Raw genomic sequence first — 16,546 nt, 5'->3', positions numbered from 1 at the left:
GCGCACCTGACAGTTAGGTTCGCCTAAGTTGCAGCTCGACAGCGAGTTACAGCGGATGTCTCGATGTCAAGATATCTTCCTAGATGTCTCGACATCAAGTTACTCATCAGTATCCTCAGAGAGGCGCAAGTCGCCAATACAGCAGTCCGACAACAGCCACGGAAAGTATCGGAGCGAGAATCTTCTGCTCAAAGGTCTTCCCGGTCTTGATGCCGATCTTGTACGGCAAGAGCCACTTGTGGCGGAGCGGCCACAACACCGGGCATCCGCGCTCGGTGAGACAGTCCCCCACCACATGGATGAAGGACCCCACCCCCACGGCCATGCCCAACCAGGCGTAACCCACCCCATACGAGCGGAAGACCACGAACAATCCCGCGGTGAGAGCCACGTTGACCAGCGCCGACGCGAGCTTCTTCCCGGGCACGCCGATGCCGATCGCGCGCAGCGCCAGCCCGATCATGAGCACGACCATGATGTCCCTGCCGATCGGATATCGATTCGCCAGGAAATGCGCACCTACTCCGGTCAACACCGCGAACGCCAGCGAGTGCGTCGCCCCCCGGTGGCCACCCGAAACCCAGCTGACCGCCTTGCTGAGCCCCCATGTGACCGGCCCGAAGGTCTGGGCGATCGTGGCGCTCGGATGATCGAGGTCGGGCAGCATCGCCGCCCCCGCACAGATCAGCGCCCCCGCGATAAGTTCGGCGGGCGACAGAGCGCCCGCCATGATGCCGGTGTCGATCCACCGGGTCGATTCGTTCAGCCACGGCATCGCCGCGAACACCGGCGCCAGCCCGAGCCACGCCACAGCCCCGGTCAGCGCGTGCGTATGCCCCATCATGCGAAGATCACGGCACGGGACTCTACTCAATGGGGGCCGCCGGCGTCTTGACGATGCCAGGGTGAGAGTCAAGGACCTCACCAGCGCGATACCCGATCAGATCCGGTCAGAGGACTCCGGCGCGCCTTGGAAACGACAGACGGGACCATCCCGGCACCGAGAGCACCCCCCAGCCCTCCCGATACGGAACGATCCCGTCTATGCCCAGATAACGCCTAGGTTTCGAGGTATTGTTCCCGGATTTCGAGATAATCGCGTGATCTAGCTCACTCTGCCGTCGCGGCCCTCAGCCTGGCCGCCGTCACCCCCTTCAAAAAAGGCACGATCACCGCCGCCGAACCCACTGCGAACAGGGCAAACGCGGCGGAAGGACTGGCGAACTCCGCCACCGCTCCCGCCACGACCGTGCCCACCGGCAACGCGCCGTAGGTCACCGTCCGCGCGGCCGCGCCGTACCTCCCGAGCAGGTGATCGGGCACGACCGTCTGTGAGATGACACGGGCGTTCACGCTCCACAACGTGCCGCCCATGCCGCCGAGGAAGGCCGCGGCCCCCACCGCCCACGCCTCCGGCACGACAACCGGCACGAACACCATCAGGAACGTCCCCACCAGGTCGGCGAAGAGCACCCAGCGCATCCCGAGCAGCCGGTTGGCCGGCGCCACGAGCACCGCGCCCAGCAGCCCGCCGACGCCGATGGCGCCGACGAGCAAACCGTAACCCTCCGCGCCGACGGACAACACGCCCGTGGCGTACGTCGGCAGGAGCGCCAACCAGGCCGACCACGCCCCCACAAGCACGGCGGTCGTCAGGTTGAGCACCCGGAGCAGCGGGTTTCGCCAGAGAAAGAGGAGGCCTTCCTTGATGTCCCCCAGCACCGAACGCTTCCCGCCGGCGGACTCGCCCTCCCCGGGGACGGGGCGGAACCGCCCCGCGACGAGCATGATCAGCGCGGCGCTCAGCACGAACGCCGCCGCCGTCCACCCCAGCGCGACCGAGACGCCGATGCCGAGGAGCAGCCCCCCGAGCGCCGGCCCAGCGAACTCGTTGGCCACCGTCTCGGCCCCCGCGATCCACGCGTTGGCCCGCCCCAGCCGCCTCCGGGGCACGGCGGCCGGGATGATCGCCCCCACCGCGGTGCTGACCAGCACGTCGGTCACGCCGACCACCAGGCCCACGCCGTAGAGCATTGGGAGGGACAGGGCCTCGAGCGCATATGCCAGGAGGAGGCCGAGCGCGGCGGTCAGCCGGGTGAGGTTGCCCACGACCACCAGGCGCCTGCGGTCGAGGCGGTCGACGAGCACGCCCACGTGCAGCGAGATGAGAAGCCAGGGCAGCGTCAGCGTGAGCGCCACACCGGCCACGAGCGCCGGGGAGTCGGTCAGGGCGAGGGCCATGTACGGCAGAGCGATCTTGAAGATGCCGTCGGCCAGGTTGCTGACGCCCATGAAGCCCACCAGGGCGGCTTCGTTCCTGACCGCCGTCCTCCCGCCGGCTTCCCGCTCCGTGGAGCGTGTCGCGACCTCCACGTCCACCTCACTCACCGTCATCGCTCCACCACACTTGTTACCGTCTATCCCGTTAGATGGTTGGAGCATAACCGGCAAAGTGCTTAGATGGAATACGTGAGCGAGACGCCCGCCCATGTGGCCCTGATCCTCGACTTCGCCAACACGGTCGACATCGAGGAGGGCACGGACGAGTTCGCCACCGCGGAGGGCTTCACGACGTGGATGGCGGACCACGGCCTGCCCGTGCCCGCCTCACGCCACGGGGAGGGCGTCGACCTGCGCACCGGCATCCGCGCCCGCGTGCTCATCACCAACGGCGGCGAACCGCCGGCGGGCGACCTCACGACCGGGCAGGCCGTGCTCGACCGCCTCCCCCTCCACGTCCGCCTCGGGGAGAGGCCGGAGCCGGGCTCCCCCCTTCCCTCCGCCGACCCACTCGGCCGGATCGCCGCCGCGTGGGCCCTCACCGTCGCCACCGGCGACTGGCGGCGGCTCAAGCAGTGCCCGGACCACGACTGCGGCTGGGTCTTCTGGGACGCCACACGCAGCCGCACCCGCCGCTGGTGCAGCATGCGCGTCTGCGGCAACCGGGCCAAGGCCCGCAACTTCGCCCAGGCCCGGCGCGACCGGCCCGAGTGAGGTGGCCCGCGAAAGACAGGTGACCGGCTCACCGGCGCTTCCGCCGTACAGGTCGGCGGCGGCGAGGGGCATTCGTGCCGGTCGGCTACGCTCCAAGAAGTGATCACTGATGAGTTGACCCACAATGTGGTGAGCACATGGGGTGTCGAGGGTGCGCACTGGCTGGCGGATCTCCCAGCGACCCTGCAGGAGCTCGCCCGCGACTGGGAGCTCACCGTCGGGGAGCCCTATGAGCTGTCCTACCACTACGTCACCTCGGTCACCTGCGAGGACGGCACGCCCGCCGTCTTGAAACTGGGAGTGCCGACCGGCACGTCTCTGGCCGAGGAGGCCCCCGCCCTCGCGGCCTTCGACGGCCGCGGAGCCGTCCGCCTCCTCCGGGCCGATCTCGGCCGCGGCGCGCTCCTCCTGGAACACGTCGCCCCCGGCGGGCGCAGCCGCGACCTGGTGCCGGGCCGGGACGGCGAAGCCACGTCGGCCGCGGTCAGTGTGATGCGCCGCCTCCACGTGCCGCCTTCACCCGGCTGCCCCCTCCCCGAGGCCGTGACCCAGGCGGAGGCGTTCGACAGCTATGTGACCGTTTACGGTGACACCGGCCCCTTGCCGCTGGACCTGGTCGTGCGCGCCGGTGGCCTGATGCGCGAACTCTGCGCCTCCGCCCCCGCCCGCGTCCTCCTCCACGGCGACCTCCACCACGACAACATCCTCCGCGCCACTCGCGAACCATGGCTGGCCATCGACCCGCACGGCCTCGTGGGCGACCCCGGCTACGAGGTCGGCTCCTGGCTGTTCAACCCCGACCCCGCCGACCGCGACCCGGCCCTGACCGCCCTGGTCCCCTCCCGCGTGGAACAACTGGCCGACGAACTCGCGATGCCGGTGGACCGCGTCGTGGCCTGGGGCTTTGTCAAGGCGATGATGTCCGACGTATGGACGGCAGAAGACTGGTCCCCCGGCGTCCCCTGGTCCCCCATCAGCCGCGCCTTCGACGTCGCCCGCTCCCTCCTCCCCCGCCTGCCGTAACGGCGACCCCACGACCTTCGGCCTCGGCCGCGCCCTGGTCGAGCGCCTGCTGCCCGACGGCGACCTGTCGGCCCTGGCCCGACACCCACCACGAGGAACGGCGAGAGCCCGTACAGCGTCGCAACCACCAGATTGCGCCCCGTACCGGCATCCGGTGCGGGGTTTTCCATTACCGACCTTAGGGGTTGATGGCGATACGTTGACGATATATCGTTGAGCCATCGAGAACGATCTGGAGACGATCGTCTTAAGAAGGGGGATGTCATGGCTTCGGCTCATTCGATGGGCGCGGGTGACGCCTGTCCCGGTGCCGGTGAGGTGCGTGATCACGTGAAGCGGGCCATGCGTGAGGCATGGACTGTCATGGCGGGCGGCTGGCACGGGGAGGAGGCCCACCGGGAGGGCCATGGGCCGCGGGAGTCGCGGCGGCGGGGGCCGCGGTTCCCGTTCGGGTTTGGAGAAGGGCAGGGATGGCCGGGGATGCCGCCGCGGTTCCCCTTCGGGGGCGGGCACCGGCATGGCAGCAGGGGACGCAAGGCCAAGCGGGGGGACGTGCGGGCGGCGATCCTGGCGCTGCTGTCGGAGGAGCCGCGCAACGGCTACCAGATCATTCAGGAGATCGCGGCACGCAGCCACGGGGGCTGGAAGCCCAGTCCGGGGGCCGTCTATCCGGCGCTTCAGCAACTCGCCGACGAGGGGCTGGTGCGGTCGGAGGAGTCCGAGGGACGTAAGACGTTCCACCTCACCGAGGAGGGGCGGGCTTATGTGGACGCCAATCAGCAGGAGATGCGGGCCCCGTGGGAGGAGATGGCGCCCGACCTCGACGATCCGACGTGGGAGCTGATCGACCTGGCGCGGCAGTCGGGGTTCGCGATGTTCCAGATCATGCAGACGGGCACCCCGGCGCAGGTGCGGCAGGCCCGAGAAGTGCTGATTGAAAGCCGCAGAAAGCTTTACCACATCCTGGCCGACGGCGATCCTGGAGACGAGTGACCTCGTGGCCGGGAGAGAAGGCACCGTGACGAACAAGCCAGAGGATCTTCGCATCGGTCATACGGAGCGGGACGCCACGGCGACGGCACTCCGGGAGGCCTTCGCGGTCGGGCACATCACCTTGGAGGAGCTGGACGAGCGCCTGGACCTGGCGCTCTCCGCCCGCACGGCCGGCGACCTCGCCCGGGTGACCGCCGACCTGCCGGCCGCCCCCTCCCCCGCCCCACGAGCCCAGCAGAAGCGGACGCACGGCCCCCGGCACCACAACAACCACTGGCACCCTCACAGAGGGGGGCTCCCGGTGCACAGGCGGCGTGGCGGCCCGGGCCCGTGGCCTTGGATACCACTTCTAGTGCTCGCTGTGGCCTTTGGTGGATTTGGGGTTATTAAGTACTTCATCCTCTTCTGGGTGGTGCTATTCGTGGCAGGGATGTTTCACCATCGACGCCTGCAGATGAGGCACCAACGGCGCTGAAACGCCGCTGGACGTCACACGCGCATTCGGGTTGCCCGAACGCCCGGGGCCGAGTGCGGGCAACCCTGAGCCCACCGTCCGCCGCGTCCCTACTGCCGTGACGGCTGCGGACCGCTTTCCACTCGTCGTGGTGGCGCGGGCGACACGTCCTCCCGCTCCCGTGCGGAAAGCGCGGCGGACCGGGACAGGCGGCGCTCGTAAAGAGAGTTCGTCGCGATGTGCAGGACGTTGACGGTGAGGATCGCGGGTGCGATCACCGCCACCGCCTGAGGAAATGCCGGCTGCAGGGATAACGCGAGGATGACTGCCGTTATCCCGTTCTGCTGGGCCAAGGCGAAGGACACGCGGTCGCCGCGCAGGCCCCGGCCGGCCACCAGGAGTCCTGCCACGGCCTGGGCGCCGAACGCCGCGGCGCCCAGCACCACCCCGGCCAGGGCTCCGGCGCCGGTCAGGCTCACCAGCAGCATGCCCAGCATGAAGGTGGCCGCGTGGAGGGCGACCTTGGTGGCGCGTTCGACGTGGGGGGCGATCGCGGGGCGGAAGAACAGGCCCGTGAGGGCGACGGCCAGCATGAGGTTGAAGGCCACGCCCACCGAGAGGACGGCGAGAAGCACCGCCACCTGGAAGGCCGGACCCCGGCGAAGCGCCGTCAGAACGGCCCATGTCACCAGAGCCGCAGCGGCCAGGGCCAGGTTCCAGCCCAAGGTGGCGAGGTAGGGGCCGAGGCCGAGGTCGGCCGTACCTCCGGTGGACAACCACAGGGCGAAGGCCGACAGATAGACGGTCAGCACGACGGTGATCGGATCGTCGAACGACGCCCAGGCGAGCAGGATCGTCCTGGCCCTCGGGGACATGCGGGAGCCGCCGATGCGGGCGGCGACCGAGAGCGGGTCGATCTGGGTGACGGCGATCGCCAGCACGAGGTGCGCGGGGTCCCGGAAAACGAGGTACATGACCCCCGCGATCAGGACCGCCTTCAGCAGCACGCCGGCGGTGACGGCGAGCACGATGGTGCGCACGTCGAAACGGGCGACCTCGCGCGAGATGCCGAAGGTGCTGCCGAACAGCCCGACGGCGAGGAGCGCGGTGGCGAGGACGGTGTAGGCGCCGGAGGCGGCGAGGTCCTCCACGTCCACATGGATGAGCCGGGCGCTGATGAGCCCGGCGGCGGCGACGAGAAGCGCGGCGAACAACTGACGTGCCGCGGCGCGTGTGCCTGTGCTCCGCTCATCGGACATGAGCGTGCCTCCCGACAGGGGTCGACGGCCGAGACTGGAGGGAACCGACCGGTACGGCTCGCGCCGGATCGGCGGAATTGAGCTCGGTGCCCCGAGTCTTTCATCCTTCGCCGCTGTAGAAAATGGCGCTCTTCGGGTAAAACCCGATGACTGCCCGTTGAATCGTGGTCGCACCTGTCACGTGGGGTAACCGACCGCATGGGTGAGTCATGCGCTCAAGGGAAAAGGCCACTCCCGCCGCACTCCGCATGCGATGTACGGAGAATCCCGCCCAAGGCAGTGAGGGAAAGAAGCCTTTGGGGCCATGGCACCGGCCCTCTACCCCCTGATCCGGACAAAACGGAGGGCCTCTGACCTGGTGCGGCCCAGACTTGGCAGCCAACTCCCAGCAACCGGGAAAAGTGCTAATTAGCGCGAAGTTTCGATTGGGCCACGGAGCCCGTTGACGGATCCCAATTGCATAGAGTACATATCACCCGGTACACCTCCGGTCTATATTTTCGCTGTGCAAAGACGGAGGATATGGTCATGGGAGGTTGGCGGACGCCCGGTCGCCTGTCACTCGTCTGCTCGGGTTGGGTGCTCGGTCTGGCCTTCCTCGCGGGGCCCGCCGCCTTCGCCGCCGCGCCGGATCCCGCGCAGGACGCGCAACTCGTCTTCTGCCTGTCCCCCGCTCAACGGGACCCCCTGCTGATCGCGGCGGTCAATCTCGGCATCGCGAGCGAGAAGTCCGGCGGCAACCTCAAAGTGCACGGCAAGTGGCTCACGGTCGACCAGTGGCGCAAGGAGCACAAGGAGCCCTTCGACCGGGCCTGCGCGGCGCTACGCGCGTCGTCGCCGGGGGCCGCCCCGCCGGAGGGCGGCGGGGGTGCGCCGTCGGGCTGGCTGGGGGTGCTTGTGCCGGTCGCCTTCGGGGCGGTGCTGACCCTGGCCAGCACGGAGTGGCGGGTGGCCTCGGACCGCAGGCGCCGGGAAGCCGACCTGCTGATGGCCAGATTCACCGCGTTCCGGGAGGCATATGCCCAGCAGTTGCATGACTGGACGGACAACGACAGCAGGCAGCCGGACCCGGTGATGACCCGGGCCAGGCACGCCGATCTTCTCAGCCAGATCCTCCTCGTGGGCGGCATGCACAAGCGGTGCGGGGAGCCGGCCGCGCGTCTGCGCGTCACATTGGAGGGGGAGCTCCGCGTCATCGGCTACGACGACTGGCTGGCCATCCAGTCGTCGGGCCACAATCCCGAACCCGAGCGCATCCGGGCGGCGCTGGCGACGTTCGAGCGGGACAACCGGCTGCTCGCGGACCTCGTCGCGGGCAACGGTCTGATGCTCTTCGCCGGGGCGGCCTTGGGCAGGTCGAGGGAGACACGGCGGACCCGGCGAGCGCGACGGGCGGCGAGGAGGGCGGCGCGCACTGCCGGACGCAGCACGAGCACGACACGCAGCACGACGCAACAAGACGCAAATCCGGGCAACCCTCATGATTCGGAGCGTTCGACGTGACCCCCTTTTGCGCGCCGCCCATCGTGCATTCCAGCAAAGCGCTCTGCCCGTGGGTCGACGAGACCCACGAGGCGCTCTATGTGGACGTGGACGATGTGTTCAACTCGTTCGACGCCTTCACCCGCGCGTTCGGCGAACTCGGCAACATCGAGGTGCACGGGCACGTGGTGCTGGTCACCGGCAGCGACGGCTGCGGGAAGACCGCGCTGGTCAACAAATGCGTGAGCTGGCTCCACCGCAGGCTCCTCCCGAAAAGGAACCAGCCGGTGATCGTCGACCTCTTCAGCATTTTCCCGGAGGGCGACCACAGGAGGCGGGCCCGCACCCTCTTCAAGGCCCTGGTGCACCAGTTGCGCGCCGATCGCGGCGGATTCTTCACCACCGAGGAATGGAACTCCCTCGCCACGGTGGACCCCGAGGAGGACCTCATCCTCTCCTACAGGCTATTGAGCGGGCTGCTGAAGAAGAACAAGCTCATTGTGCTGGCCCTGATGCCGAGGGCGAAGTCTGAGGAGGAGATACTCGAACTGGCCAGGCTGGCACTCAACCACATCGTCTTCTTCGCCGAGATCCCGAGTTTCGGGATCACCCCGGCGAACACGATCCGGAAGGAGTTCAGCTCGGCGCTCGTCCCGGTGCGGATCGGCAAGCTGCAGGCGTCCGACGGGCTGGCGTGGTTCAGGGACCGCGAGCGGCGATTCCCGCCGGAGGAGCAGGAGGAGCTGCCGTCGATCCCGGACGACGCGCTCATCGAATTTCTCACCGACATCAGGGAGTCGGAGGAGTTCTTCACCCTCCGCTTTCTGCAGAAATATTTCTGCAAGTTCTATTCGACTTACGTCCCCCAGCACGGGGGCGCGCCCATAAGCTACGAGAATCTCAACAGCTTCCTCGGAAACAATTGGATTGACTTCTTCGGCGAACCACAGGAGGGCGAGTGAGGCCACGCGAGGTCCAGACCGATCCGCCGGATCGAAATCCCTTCCCGCCCTCGGCCATCGCCCACCTGACGATCGGTCCCGCGAGCCCGCCGCAGACGGTGCAGACACCGACGCTGATCGAGGTCAAGGCCTTCGTCAACGACTATCTGGCCGCGATGGAGCCCGGCCGCACCGGCACGACCGGGCTCGGCGGCGCGCTGGCGGTCATCGGCGAGTTCGGCACGGGGAAGACGCACATCGCCCTTGAGGTCCTGCACGCCGTCACCCGGCGCCGCAGCGAGGACACCGTCCTCATCGAGTTCGACGAACCCGGCCGGAGCTTATTAAGGCTCTACTTAGACCGGTTTATCAAGAAAATATCCGCCGAGCAGATCAAGCAGCTCGCCGAGGACTACCATCATTTCACCCTGATGGACAACCTGCAGAAGAGCGCGGTCTTCCGGCAGCTCACCCAGCAGCCGGAGTTCCGCAAAAGGTCGGCCGAGGAAATCATCAGCCGGTTCGGCATGGCGCGCAACGTCTCCCTCGACCGGCTCAGGGCGGCCCTCGCGGAGTTCGCCATCTGGCAGGATTTCGCCGTCGCGCTCCAGCTCGTCCTGGAGGACGAATACCAGCCGTCGGTCCACGCCTGGCTGAGCGGCGCCGAGCCCGATCCGCTGCTGCGGGAGCACGGCATCACGTGCGCCATCGACAGCGAGGTCGCCGCCATCGAGGCCATCGGCGTACTCGCCTATCTGCACGGGCGCACCGGCCGTAAGCTCATCGTGCTGATCGACGAGTTCGAGCGGCTGCTGCCGCTCTTCGAGGGCACGCCGGAGGTCACTCCGGCGTTCGAGCGGCTGCTCAACGCCTTTGTGAACGCCGGCTGCCTGCTGATCATCTTCGGGCTGCCGGACACGCGGCAGATGTTGACGGCGAGCGCCAAGGAGCGCGTGCGGATCCTCTCCCCCTCCCCGTTCAACCCCGACCACATAAAGGCATATATCCGGATCCAGTTGGGCGCGTGGCCGCACCCGCGTTTCGACGAGGACGCCCCCGAGGAGATCGTCCGGATCAGCGACGGCATCCCCCGGCAGGCGATCCGGCTCCTGCACTACTCCTACGGAGAAGTCGTCGCCGGACGGCACCGGAACGAGATAACACGTGCCCCGGCCGGCGAACCCGGCGACCTCGATCCCGAAGGCGCCGAGGACGTCACCGTAGACGGCGATCCCGAGGAGCGGGTCACCGGCCTGCTGGTCGGGGAGGTCGCCCGGCGTGTCTTCCGCCAGGCGGAACCGGTCGACATCAAGGCGGCCGTGCGCCGCATCGTCAGCTCGGAGGGGTGGGTCAACCAGGAGCAGTGGCGCATCCAGGGCAGGATCGTGGTCGACTTCTGGATCCCAGTCGGCCGCACGGGCGCCTGCGCGGTGTGGATCACCGACACCGTGCTCAACAAAGCCGAGGTCGACCGGCTGGAGGTCGCCGCGTCCTCGGTGCTCGCCGAGGCCGACCCGGTGCGCCGCGTGCTGGTGATCAACGGGCGGGTGCCCGCCGCGCTGACCGCCAAGGTGAACACGCTGTTCGACCGGGCACCCATCCAGTACGACTCGATCAACTTCGACAACGAGTTCCGCTCGTGGCTGCGCGCCAGCACCGACCGCATCGTCGCGAGCGACGGCTCCGGCGTGCTCGACCTGCTCGACAAACGCACCGAGCGGCTCAGCGGCGAGATCCGCGACATGCGGCGCATCACCGAGGGCCTGATGGAGTGGATCAGCTTCACCGCCCCTTCCCGATCCATGCCCTCGACCCGGTCGAGCCGGCTGCCGATCAGCATCGGGCAGCACTTCGAACGTGCCCTGGCGGCGCTCGGCGCGCTCGACGATCTCGACCGGGTGCTCAGGCAGCTCTTCGCCGTCGAACGACGGCGTCGGCCCCGGGGCCCGCGTGCCGCGGCGCGCGGCGGCGCACTGCGGCACGAGCTGGCCACGCCGGGGGCGCTGCCGGCGGTGGGGGCGACTCTGCTGCTCTACAAGCTGGTGGATCAGTTCCAGATCAGTGTGCAGGAGTGGCTGGAGAGCATCGGTTCGGAGTCGGGGTTGCGTGACATCGCGCCGCAGGAACTCGACCGGCTGCGGGAGATCTGCGACGTCTACGAGGCCACGGCCGACCTGCTGCCAATGCGCAGCCTCGACCACCTGGTGGAGTGGACCTCGCCGTTCTCCGAGGTCAGCGACACCGGCCTGGCCCGCAAACGGGACCTGCGCCAGGCGTTCGACGGCCTCGGCCCCCGGGTCTACCGCTCGGTCCTCGCCACCGTGGAGGCCCGCACCTGAGCAACCCGGTCCTCAAGCATGCCCGGCGAACCGTGCTGTGCCGTACCAGGACGGCGGCGGGTCAGCCCGTGAGCGGGGCCGCGCCGTCCGCGGGCACCGGGAACAGGGCGGCGATGTGGGGCCGGAGCGTGTCGAGGCGGCGTTCGGCGGCGGCCACCATGGACTGGTCGAGGGTGACGCCCACGAGGTAGCGGCCGGTGTCGAGCCAGCGCACGTAGATCGCGCCCTGCCGTACGTCAAGCACGATGCGCACGGGTTTGTCGCGGCTGACAAGACGTATGGCGTGGCCGAAGTCCCCGGCGATCACCGCGGCCCGGCTGCCCAGCTCGGCATATTTCGCCCGCCGCGCCTCGGGGGTGGTGTCGGTGAAGAAGCGCACGAGGTCGGGGTGGGCGAAGCAGTCCACGGCGAACCGCAGGCTCCAGTGGTCGTAGTACGCGAGGTAGTGGAGATCGGCGGGCCCCACCTCGGCGGCGGTGAGCCGGGCGGCGCGTTCGATGAGCGGGTCGGAGTCCGGGGCGCCGTATTCGGTGCGCAGGTCGCCGCTCAGCGGGTGGCTCGCAGGCACCGCGTCGCGCCGGAACCCGCCGAGGTCCTCGTCGGGCAGGCTCACGAGGCCCCGGATGTCGCCGATCAGCTCCGCCATGCCCTTGTCCGCGTCCCACACCCGGGACGGGTCGAGGGTCACCGCCACCAGGGACTCGTAGGGGCGCACGTGACCGCAGACGGCGGCCCCAGAGCCGCTCTCCACGACCGTCCTGATCAGCCCGCCGGTCTTCAGGTCGGCGAGGTAGTCGTCCGCCCGGTCCACCTGGAAGATCATCATCCGCCCGGCCTGCTGGAACCCGCCGATCCGCGACACCGCCCCCGCGCAGCCGGGACGGGCGGCGACGGCGGGGTCGCCGAGCACGTGCAGGGCGAAGTCGAAGATGCCCCCTGTGTAGTGCGCGAGGTAGTGCACACCCCTGTCGGCGGCGAGGAACTCCCTGCAGGGCTCGACGAGCCACTCATAGGAGCTCTTGAGCCGGGCCTGCTCGCCCACCGCGTGCGGAGCCAGATCCTCGCGCACGTCCAGATGCCGAGTGGTCATGTTCCCCTCCGCGTGCTCAGAACCACAGCACCTCGATGTCGATGTCCGATCGCACATGCCGGCCGGCGCCCGGCTCCCCCAGGCTAAGCCTGCGCGAGTCGGCGTAGTTGGCCATGGCGATCGCGGCGTACGGACTGTCCCTGCCGAACCGGGCGACATAGCCTTCCCAGGCACCGCGGTCGAGGCGCAGCGCCCCGGTGTGATCGCCCAGGACCGCCAGCGTGCCGGCGTGGTTGACGGTGGCCGCCAGGGTGTAGGGGTGCAGGTCGCCGAGGCGTTCCGCCAGGTGTTCAAGCGCCTCCCCGCCGAGGTCGCGGGCGGCGGCCTTGTCGCCCACGGCCCGCCGGAAGACCGCGAGGTTGGCCGCCGCGACCATGGCGAACGGGTTGGCGGTACGGCTGAGGCCCTCGTAGGCGAGTGTTCCGTACTCGACGGCCGCCGTGTGCGCCCCGACGGCGTGCAGCGTCCACGCGTAGCCCGCGGTGCAGGCGAGCGTCGAGGAGTAGTCCGCGCCGAACAGCGCCCGGTGCCCCTCCAGGGTGGCGCTGTGCAGGGTGCGGGCCTGGTCGAGTTTGGCGGGGTCGCCCAGTTTGCGGCCGAGGCGGCGGTAGGTCGCGGCGAGGCTGCGGTCCAGCCGCAGCCGGGCCACGTCGAGGGTGGCGCCGCCGATCCCGCCGACGTTCTCGCGCACGCTGCGCAGCCACTCCTCCGCGTCCTCGTAGCGCCCGAGTTCGCGCAGGTAGACGCCGACGTTGCAGCCGCTCCAGCGGGCCCAGTAGGAGTCGGCGCCCCACAGCCGGACCCGCCTGGCGTAGGTCTGCTGTTCGAGGTCGAGCGCCTCGTGCACGTTTCCCGCGAGATAGGCGGACAGGGCGCAGTTGTTGGCGGCGGCGAGGGTCTGCTCGTGGTCGTCGCCGAACAGATAGCGGGAGACCAGCAGTATCGAGAGCTCCTCGGCCGCCGCCATGTCGAAGCGGCCGAGGGCGCGCAGGTCGGCGGCGTAGCCGCGGTTGGCGGCCAGGGTGCGCGCGCTGCGCAGGCCGTGGCGGGACCGCAGGGTCTCAAGCGCGCCGAGGTCGAGCGCGTGGGCCTCGTCCCACCGGTTGAGCGCCCGCTGGAGGTTGGCCATCAGCACCTGCAGGTCGGGCACGAGTTCCCTGGTCTCGGCGTGCCGGGTCCAGACCGCCATCGCCTCGGCGCCGATCTCGCGGCCCGCCTCCAGCCGGCTGCCTCTGCTGGTGTTGTAGAGGTAGCGGAGCTGGTTCAGGATCCAGTCGCACACGCGGGTGTCGGTGCTGGTGAGCGCGCCGGAGGGGCGCAGGTGGTTCCACAGCTCCTCGAACACCGCCTTGTGCGCGTCGTCGGTCGGGTCGAACCGGGGATAGGCGTGCGCCGCGAGCACACGCAACGCCTGCGCCTGCCGTACTCTCGTCTCCTCCTCGGTCATCTCCTCGCGGATCAGCCGCTGGATGAGCGCGTTGGTGTGCACGGCGGGGTCCTTGCCCCAGCGCACCTCGATCAGCCCGTAGCACTCGGCCTTGGCCAGCACGGCGTCGATCATCAGCGGGTCGTCGAGGCCCTCGCCGAAGCGGGCGAGCTCGTCGAGCACCGGCCAGGAGCGCAGCAGCCGCAGCGAGATATGCGCGGGGTTGAGAAAGGTGATGAGCTGGAGCATCCAGATCACCCCGGCGCTGAGCCGGCGGAACTTCAGCACGTTGAGGGCCATCCGCACGATCGCCCTGATGTCGGAGGAGTCGTCCCGCGAGGATGCGCCGTCCTCCCGGGCCAGTTCCTCGCGGAACCTCGTCACCGCCAGTGCCGCCGCCTCGCCCTCGCCGATGTTGCGATAGCGCCGCCACCGCGCGTCCTCGCCGATCCACGCCCCGGCCAGCTCGACGGCGAGCGGGACGTCGTGTACGGCTCGCGCCACCGTCGCGGCGCCCGCCGGGTCCAGCGCGGGGACCACGCGGCGCAGCAGGGCGACGCTCTCCTCCCGCTCGAAGGGAGGCACCTGCTCGCCGGGGCTCTCGGGGTCGGTGGAGGTCAGGGTGACGATGACGTGGCCGGCGCGCGAGCTCGGCAGGAGGCCGTCGAGGTGGGCGATGTCGCCGACGTTGTCGTAGACGAGCAGCCAGCGGGCGGGCTCGACGTCGAGGGCCTTGAGCATCGCCTTGGCCCCGTCGCCTCTGGAGGGGATCTGCAGGGTGACGGCGAGGTCGGCGAGCCCCTTGCGGATGTCGTTGCGTGAGCCGCCGGGGATCCACCAGATGATGTCGTAGTCGGAGGCGAAGCGGTAGACATATTCGAGCACGAGCTGGCTCTTGCCGACGCCCTCCGCGCCGCGCAGGTAGTAGGGCCCCTGGGCGAGTGTGGTGGGCGCCAGGTTGTCCCGCATCTCCTCCAAAAAGCCATCTCGCCCGACAAATCCGGCATATCGGGGAGGGAAGGGCAGCCGGGCCGCCCCGACCTCCGCCGTGCCGCCACGCCTCACCCCGCCGGGGAAACGGGTGCCCTGCGACGGCCCGAACTCCTGGAACGGCGTGAGCCCGAGCCGTTTGCGCAGCAACTCCTCGGCCTGCTCCTCCTTGACCTCCCGCAGATCGATGCGGTCGATCGAGGCGGCCCACTCCGGCGGCTCGGTGTCGTCGATCAACACGGCGAAGGTGCGGCTGACCTGGGCTCCGCCGCCCGGCTGGGCCCCCGGCGGCTCGTCCACGTGCGTCCGGTTGAGGCCGATCAGCCGGCCGGGTGAGATCAGCAGGAGGTGGCGGCCGCCCTCGACGGCGGGCAGCGTCCTGGCCGGCATCACCGAGACCATCTCGGTCGGCACGCCGTGCTCGCCGAGCAGCCCCCGGCACCAGTCGGCCCACACGCGGTCGCGCGGCGCGTAGACGATGGAGACCGCGCGCGGGAGCGTGGGGAAGGCGTGGTCGAGGGCGCGGATGTAACGTTCCCGGAGCACGTCGCTCGGCGAGTTCGCCGTTCGCACCCGGTCGTCGGTGATCGCCCTGGTCATCAGCTCGTAGGCGCGCACGAGCGGTGCGGCCTGCGATCCGCCGACCAGCACGGCGAGCTTCTCGTCGTGGGAGAACTCCGGCAGGTAGGGCACCTCGATCTGGCCCAGCACCGCCGGTCCGCCGGTGGTGATCGCGGCGAACCGCTCGCGGGCCAGCAGCCTGGCGCGGCGCAGTCCCTGCGGGTCGCGGTCGTCCACCCCCATCGGCACCGGCAGGATGCGCACCTCGAACCGCCTGCTCAGCATGCGCCGCGCCAGGGCGCCGCTGCCGAGGATCACGCCGGGCGTCATCGACAGGCAGAGCACGACGGAGTCGGAGAGCTGGGCGGCGGTCGCCACGGCGGCGTCACCCCCGCCGGCGGGCCCGTCCACGAGCACATAGTCGTAGCCGGCCGCCATCAGTCTGCGCCGGAGCTCGGGGAGGCGGCGCGACCACACCGCCCAGTCGAAGCGCGGGCTCTCCCCCCTGATCCCCGGCGCGGGCTCGGGCAGGGCGGGGCCGAGGTAGTCGACGCGGCCCTCCGGCGAGGGCGGGTCGCAGTCCAGGCGGACGGTCGCCGACAGCGGGTCGCCCCGGTCGGCGGGGCGGTCCCTGATCACGAGCGGGCGGCCGAAGGGGGCGAAGTAGCGGTGGAGCGCGGGGGCCTCGGCCCTGCTGTCGACCACGAGCACCTTCTGCCCGGCGGCGGCGAGGATCCAGGCGATGTTCGCGACCGCCGCCGTCTGGCCGGCTCCCCCGCCGTAGGAGAGGAAAGAGATGATAATGCCGCTACCTGCACCGCCTGTCCTGGTCACCACCGGGGTATCCGTTCCACGCCGAGAATCATCAGCGATACCAAACGATCCATATCGACCTCCGGCGCCTCGGTAACCGGCTCGGTGAAACCGAAGAAACGCCTAGACATCCAACTAGACATCCATACTCACGAGCACTCACGAGTGCTGAGAAGTACCA

At 69.5% G+C, this 16,546-nt stretch carries 12 protein-coding genes; 7 read left to right on the top strand and 5 right to left on the bottom strand.

What is annotated here, in order from left to right:
- Positions 1-115 precede the first annotated feature (115 nt).
- Both Ssi02_RS11020 and Ssi02_RS11015 read right to left on the bottom strand, forming a co-directional pair.
- Positions 116-844, bottom strand: coding sequence for a metal-dependent hydrolase (locus tag Ssi02_RS11020; protein ID WP_204024492.1), 729 nt, complete (start codon positions 842-844; stop codon positions 116-118).
- 266 nt (positions 845-1,110) lie between these two features.
- A complete protein-coding gene (locus tag Ssi02_RS11015) occupies positions 1,111-2,394 on the bottom strand; it encodes an MFS transporter (protein ID WP_204024490.1) in 1,284 nt (427 codons plus the stop codon).
- 66 nt (positions 2,395-2,460) lie between these two features.
- Here Ssi02_RS11015 and Ssi02_RS11010 point away from each other — a divergent pair, with 66 nt between their 5' ends.
- The 4 genes from Ssi02_RS11010 to Ssi02_RS10995 all read left to right on the top strand — a co-directional run bounded on the left by Ssi02_RS11010 (position 2,461) and on the right by Ssi02_RS10995 (position 5,485).
- Complete coding sequence (locus Ssi02_RS11010; protein ID WP_204024488.1) at positions 2,461-2,994, top strand: CGNR zinc finger domain-containing protein; 534 nt, start codon at positions 2,461-2,463, stop codon at positions 2,992-2,994.
- Positions 2,995-3,093: 99 nt separating this feature from the next.
- The gene (locus Ssi02_RS11005; RefSeq protein WP_204024487.1) at positions 3,094-4,017 is read left to right on the top strand and encodes an aminoglycoside phosphotransferase family protein; all 924 of its coding nucleotides are present in this window, start codon (positions 3,094-3,096) and stop codon (positions 4,015-4,017) included.
- A 264-nt stretch (positions 4,018-4,281) separates the two neighbouring features.
- A complete protein-coding gene (locus tag Ssi02_RS11000; protein WP_204024486.1) occupies positions 4,282-5,010 on the top strand; it encodes a PadR family transcriptional regulator in 729 nt (242 codons plus the stop codon).
- A complete protein-coding gene (locus Ssi02_RS10995; protein WP_239128795.1) occupies positions 4,952-5,485 on the top strand; it encodes a DUF1707 SHOCT-like domain-containing protein in 534 nt (177 codons plus the stop codon). The genes Ssi02_RS11000 and Ssi02_RS10995 overlap by 59 nt, the downstream gene beginning before the upstream one ends.
- An 89-nt stretch (positions 5,486-5,574) precedes the next feature.
- On the opposite strand, the gene Ssi02_RS10990 is transcribed toward Ssi02_RS10995, so the two are convergent.
- Positions 5,575-6,723, bottom strand: coding sequence for a cation:proton antiporter (locus tag Ssi02_RS10990; protein ID WP_204024484.1), 1,149 nt, complete (start codon positions 6,721-6,723; stop codon positions 5,575-5,577).
- A 528-nt stretch (positions 6,724-7,251) separates the two neighbouring features.
- Here Ssi02_RS10990 and Ssi02_RS10985 point away from each other — a divergent pair.
- The 3 genes from Ssi02_RS10985 to Ssi02_RS10975 are packed head-to-tail and all read left to right on the top strand — an operon-like array spanning position 7,252 to position 11,485.
- On the top strand, positions 7,252-8,226 hold the full coding sequence (locus Ssi02_RS10985) for a hypothetical protein (protein ID WP_204024483.1): 975 nt from the start codon (positions 7,252-7,254) through the stop codon (positions 8,224-8,226).
- Positions 8,223-9,167, top strand: a complete 945-nt coding sequence (locus tag Ssi02_RS10980; RefSeq protein WP_204024481.1) for a hypothetical protein — start codon at positions 8,223-8,225, stop codon at positions 9,165-9,167. Before Ssi02_RS10985 ends, Ssi02_RS10980 begins: the two co-directional genes overlap by 4 nt.
- Positions 9,164-11,485, top strand: a complete 2,322-nt coding sequence (locus tag Ssi02_RS10975) for a hypothetical protein (protein ID WP_204024480.1) — start codon at positions 9,164-9,166, stop codon at positions 11,483-11,485. Before Ssi02_RS10980 ends, Ssi02_RS10975 begins: the two co-directional genes overlap by 4 nt.
- A gap of 61 nt (positions 11,486-11,546) precedes the next feature.
- Here the strand turns inward: Ssi02_RS10975 and Ssi02_RS10970 are convergent, their stop codons facing one another.
- Together Ssi02_RS10970 and fxsT are read right to left on the bottom strand one after the other, a co-directional pair.
- On the bottom strand, positions 11,547-12,575 hold the full coding sequence (locus tag Ssi02_RS10970; protein ID WP_204024479.1) for a hypothetical protein: 1,029 nt from the start codon (positions 12,573-12,575) through the stop codon (positions 11,547-11,549).
- 16 nt (positions 12,576-12,591) lie between these two features.
- Positions 12,592-16,389, bottom strand: coding sequence for an FxSxx-COOH system tetratricopeptide repeat protein (gene fxsT / locus Ssi02_RS10965; RefSeq protein ID WP_204024478.1), 3,798 nt, complete (start codon positions 16,387-16,389; stop codon positions 12,592-12,594).
- Between the last annotated feature and the right edge of the window lie 157 nt (positions 16,390-16,546).

Origin of the sequence: Sinosporangium siamense, assembly GCF_016863435.1 — a bacterium.
In the GTDB taxonomy this organism is placed as follows: domain Bacteria; phylum Actinomycetota; class Actinomycetes; order Streptosporangiales; family Streptosporangiaceae; genus Sinosporangium; species Sinosporangium siamense.
The sequence above is the reverse complement of the archived record's forward strand: the minus strand, read 5'-3'. Positions and strand labels throughout refer to the sequence as shown.

What these genes read in the sequence shown, in the direction of transcription:
- Ssi02_RS11020 (WP_204024492.1), bottom strand. Translation starts at nt 844, where the DNA reads ATGATGGGGCATACGCACGCGCTGACCGGGGCTGTGGCGTGGCTCGGG.
- Ssi02_RS11015 (WP_204024490.1), bottom strand. Translation starts at nt 2,394, where the DNA reads ATGACGGTGAGTGAGGTGGACGTGGAGGTCGCGACACGCTCCACGGAG.
- Ssi02_RS11010 (WP_204024488.1), top strand. Translation starts at nt 2,461, where the DNA reads ATGGAATACGTGAGCGAGACGCCCGCCCATGTGGCCCTGATCCTCGAC.
- Ssi02_RS11000 (WP_204024486.1), top strand. Translation starts at nt 4,282, where the DNA reads ATGGCTTCGGCTCATTCGATGGGCGCGGGTGACGCCTGTCCCGGTGCC.
- Ssi02_RS10990 (WP_204024484.1), bottom strand. Translation starts at nt 6,723, where the DNA reads ATGTCCGATGAGCGGAGCACAGGCACACGCGCCGCGGCACGTCAGTTG.
- Ssi02_RS10985 (WP_204024483.1), top strand. Translation starts at nt 7,252, where the DNA reads ATGGGAGGTTGGCGGACGCCCGGTCGCCTGTCACTCGTCTGCTCGGGT.
- Ssi02_RS10970 (WP_204024479.1), bottom strand. Translation starts at nt 12,575, where the DNA reads ATGACCACTCGGCATCTGGACGTGCGCGAGGATCTGGCTCCGCACGCG.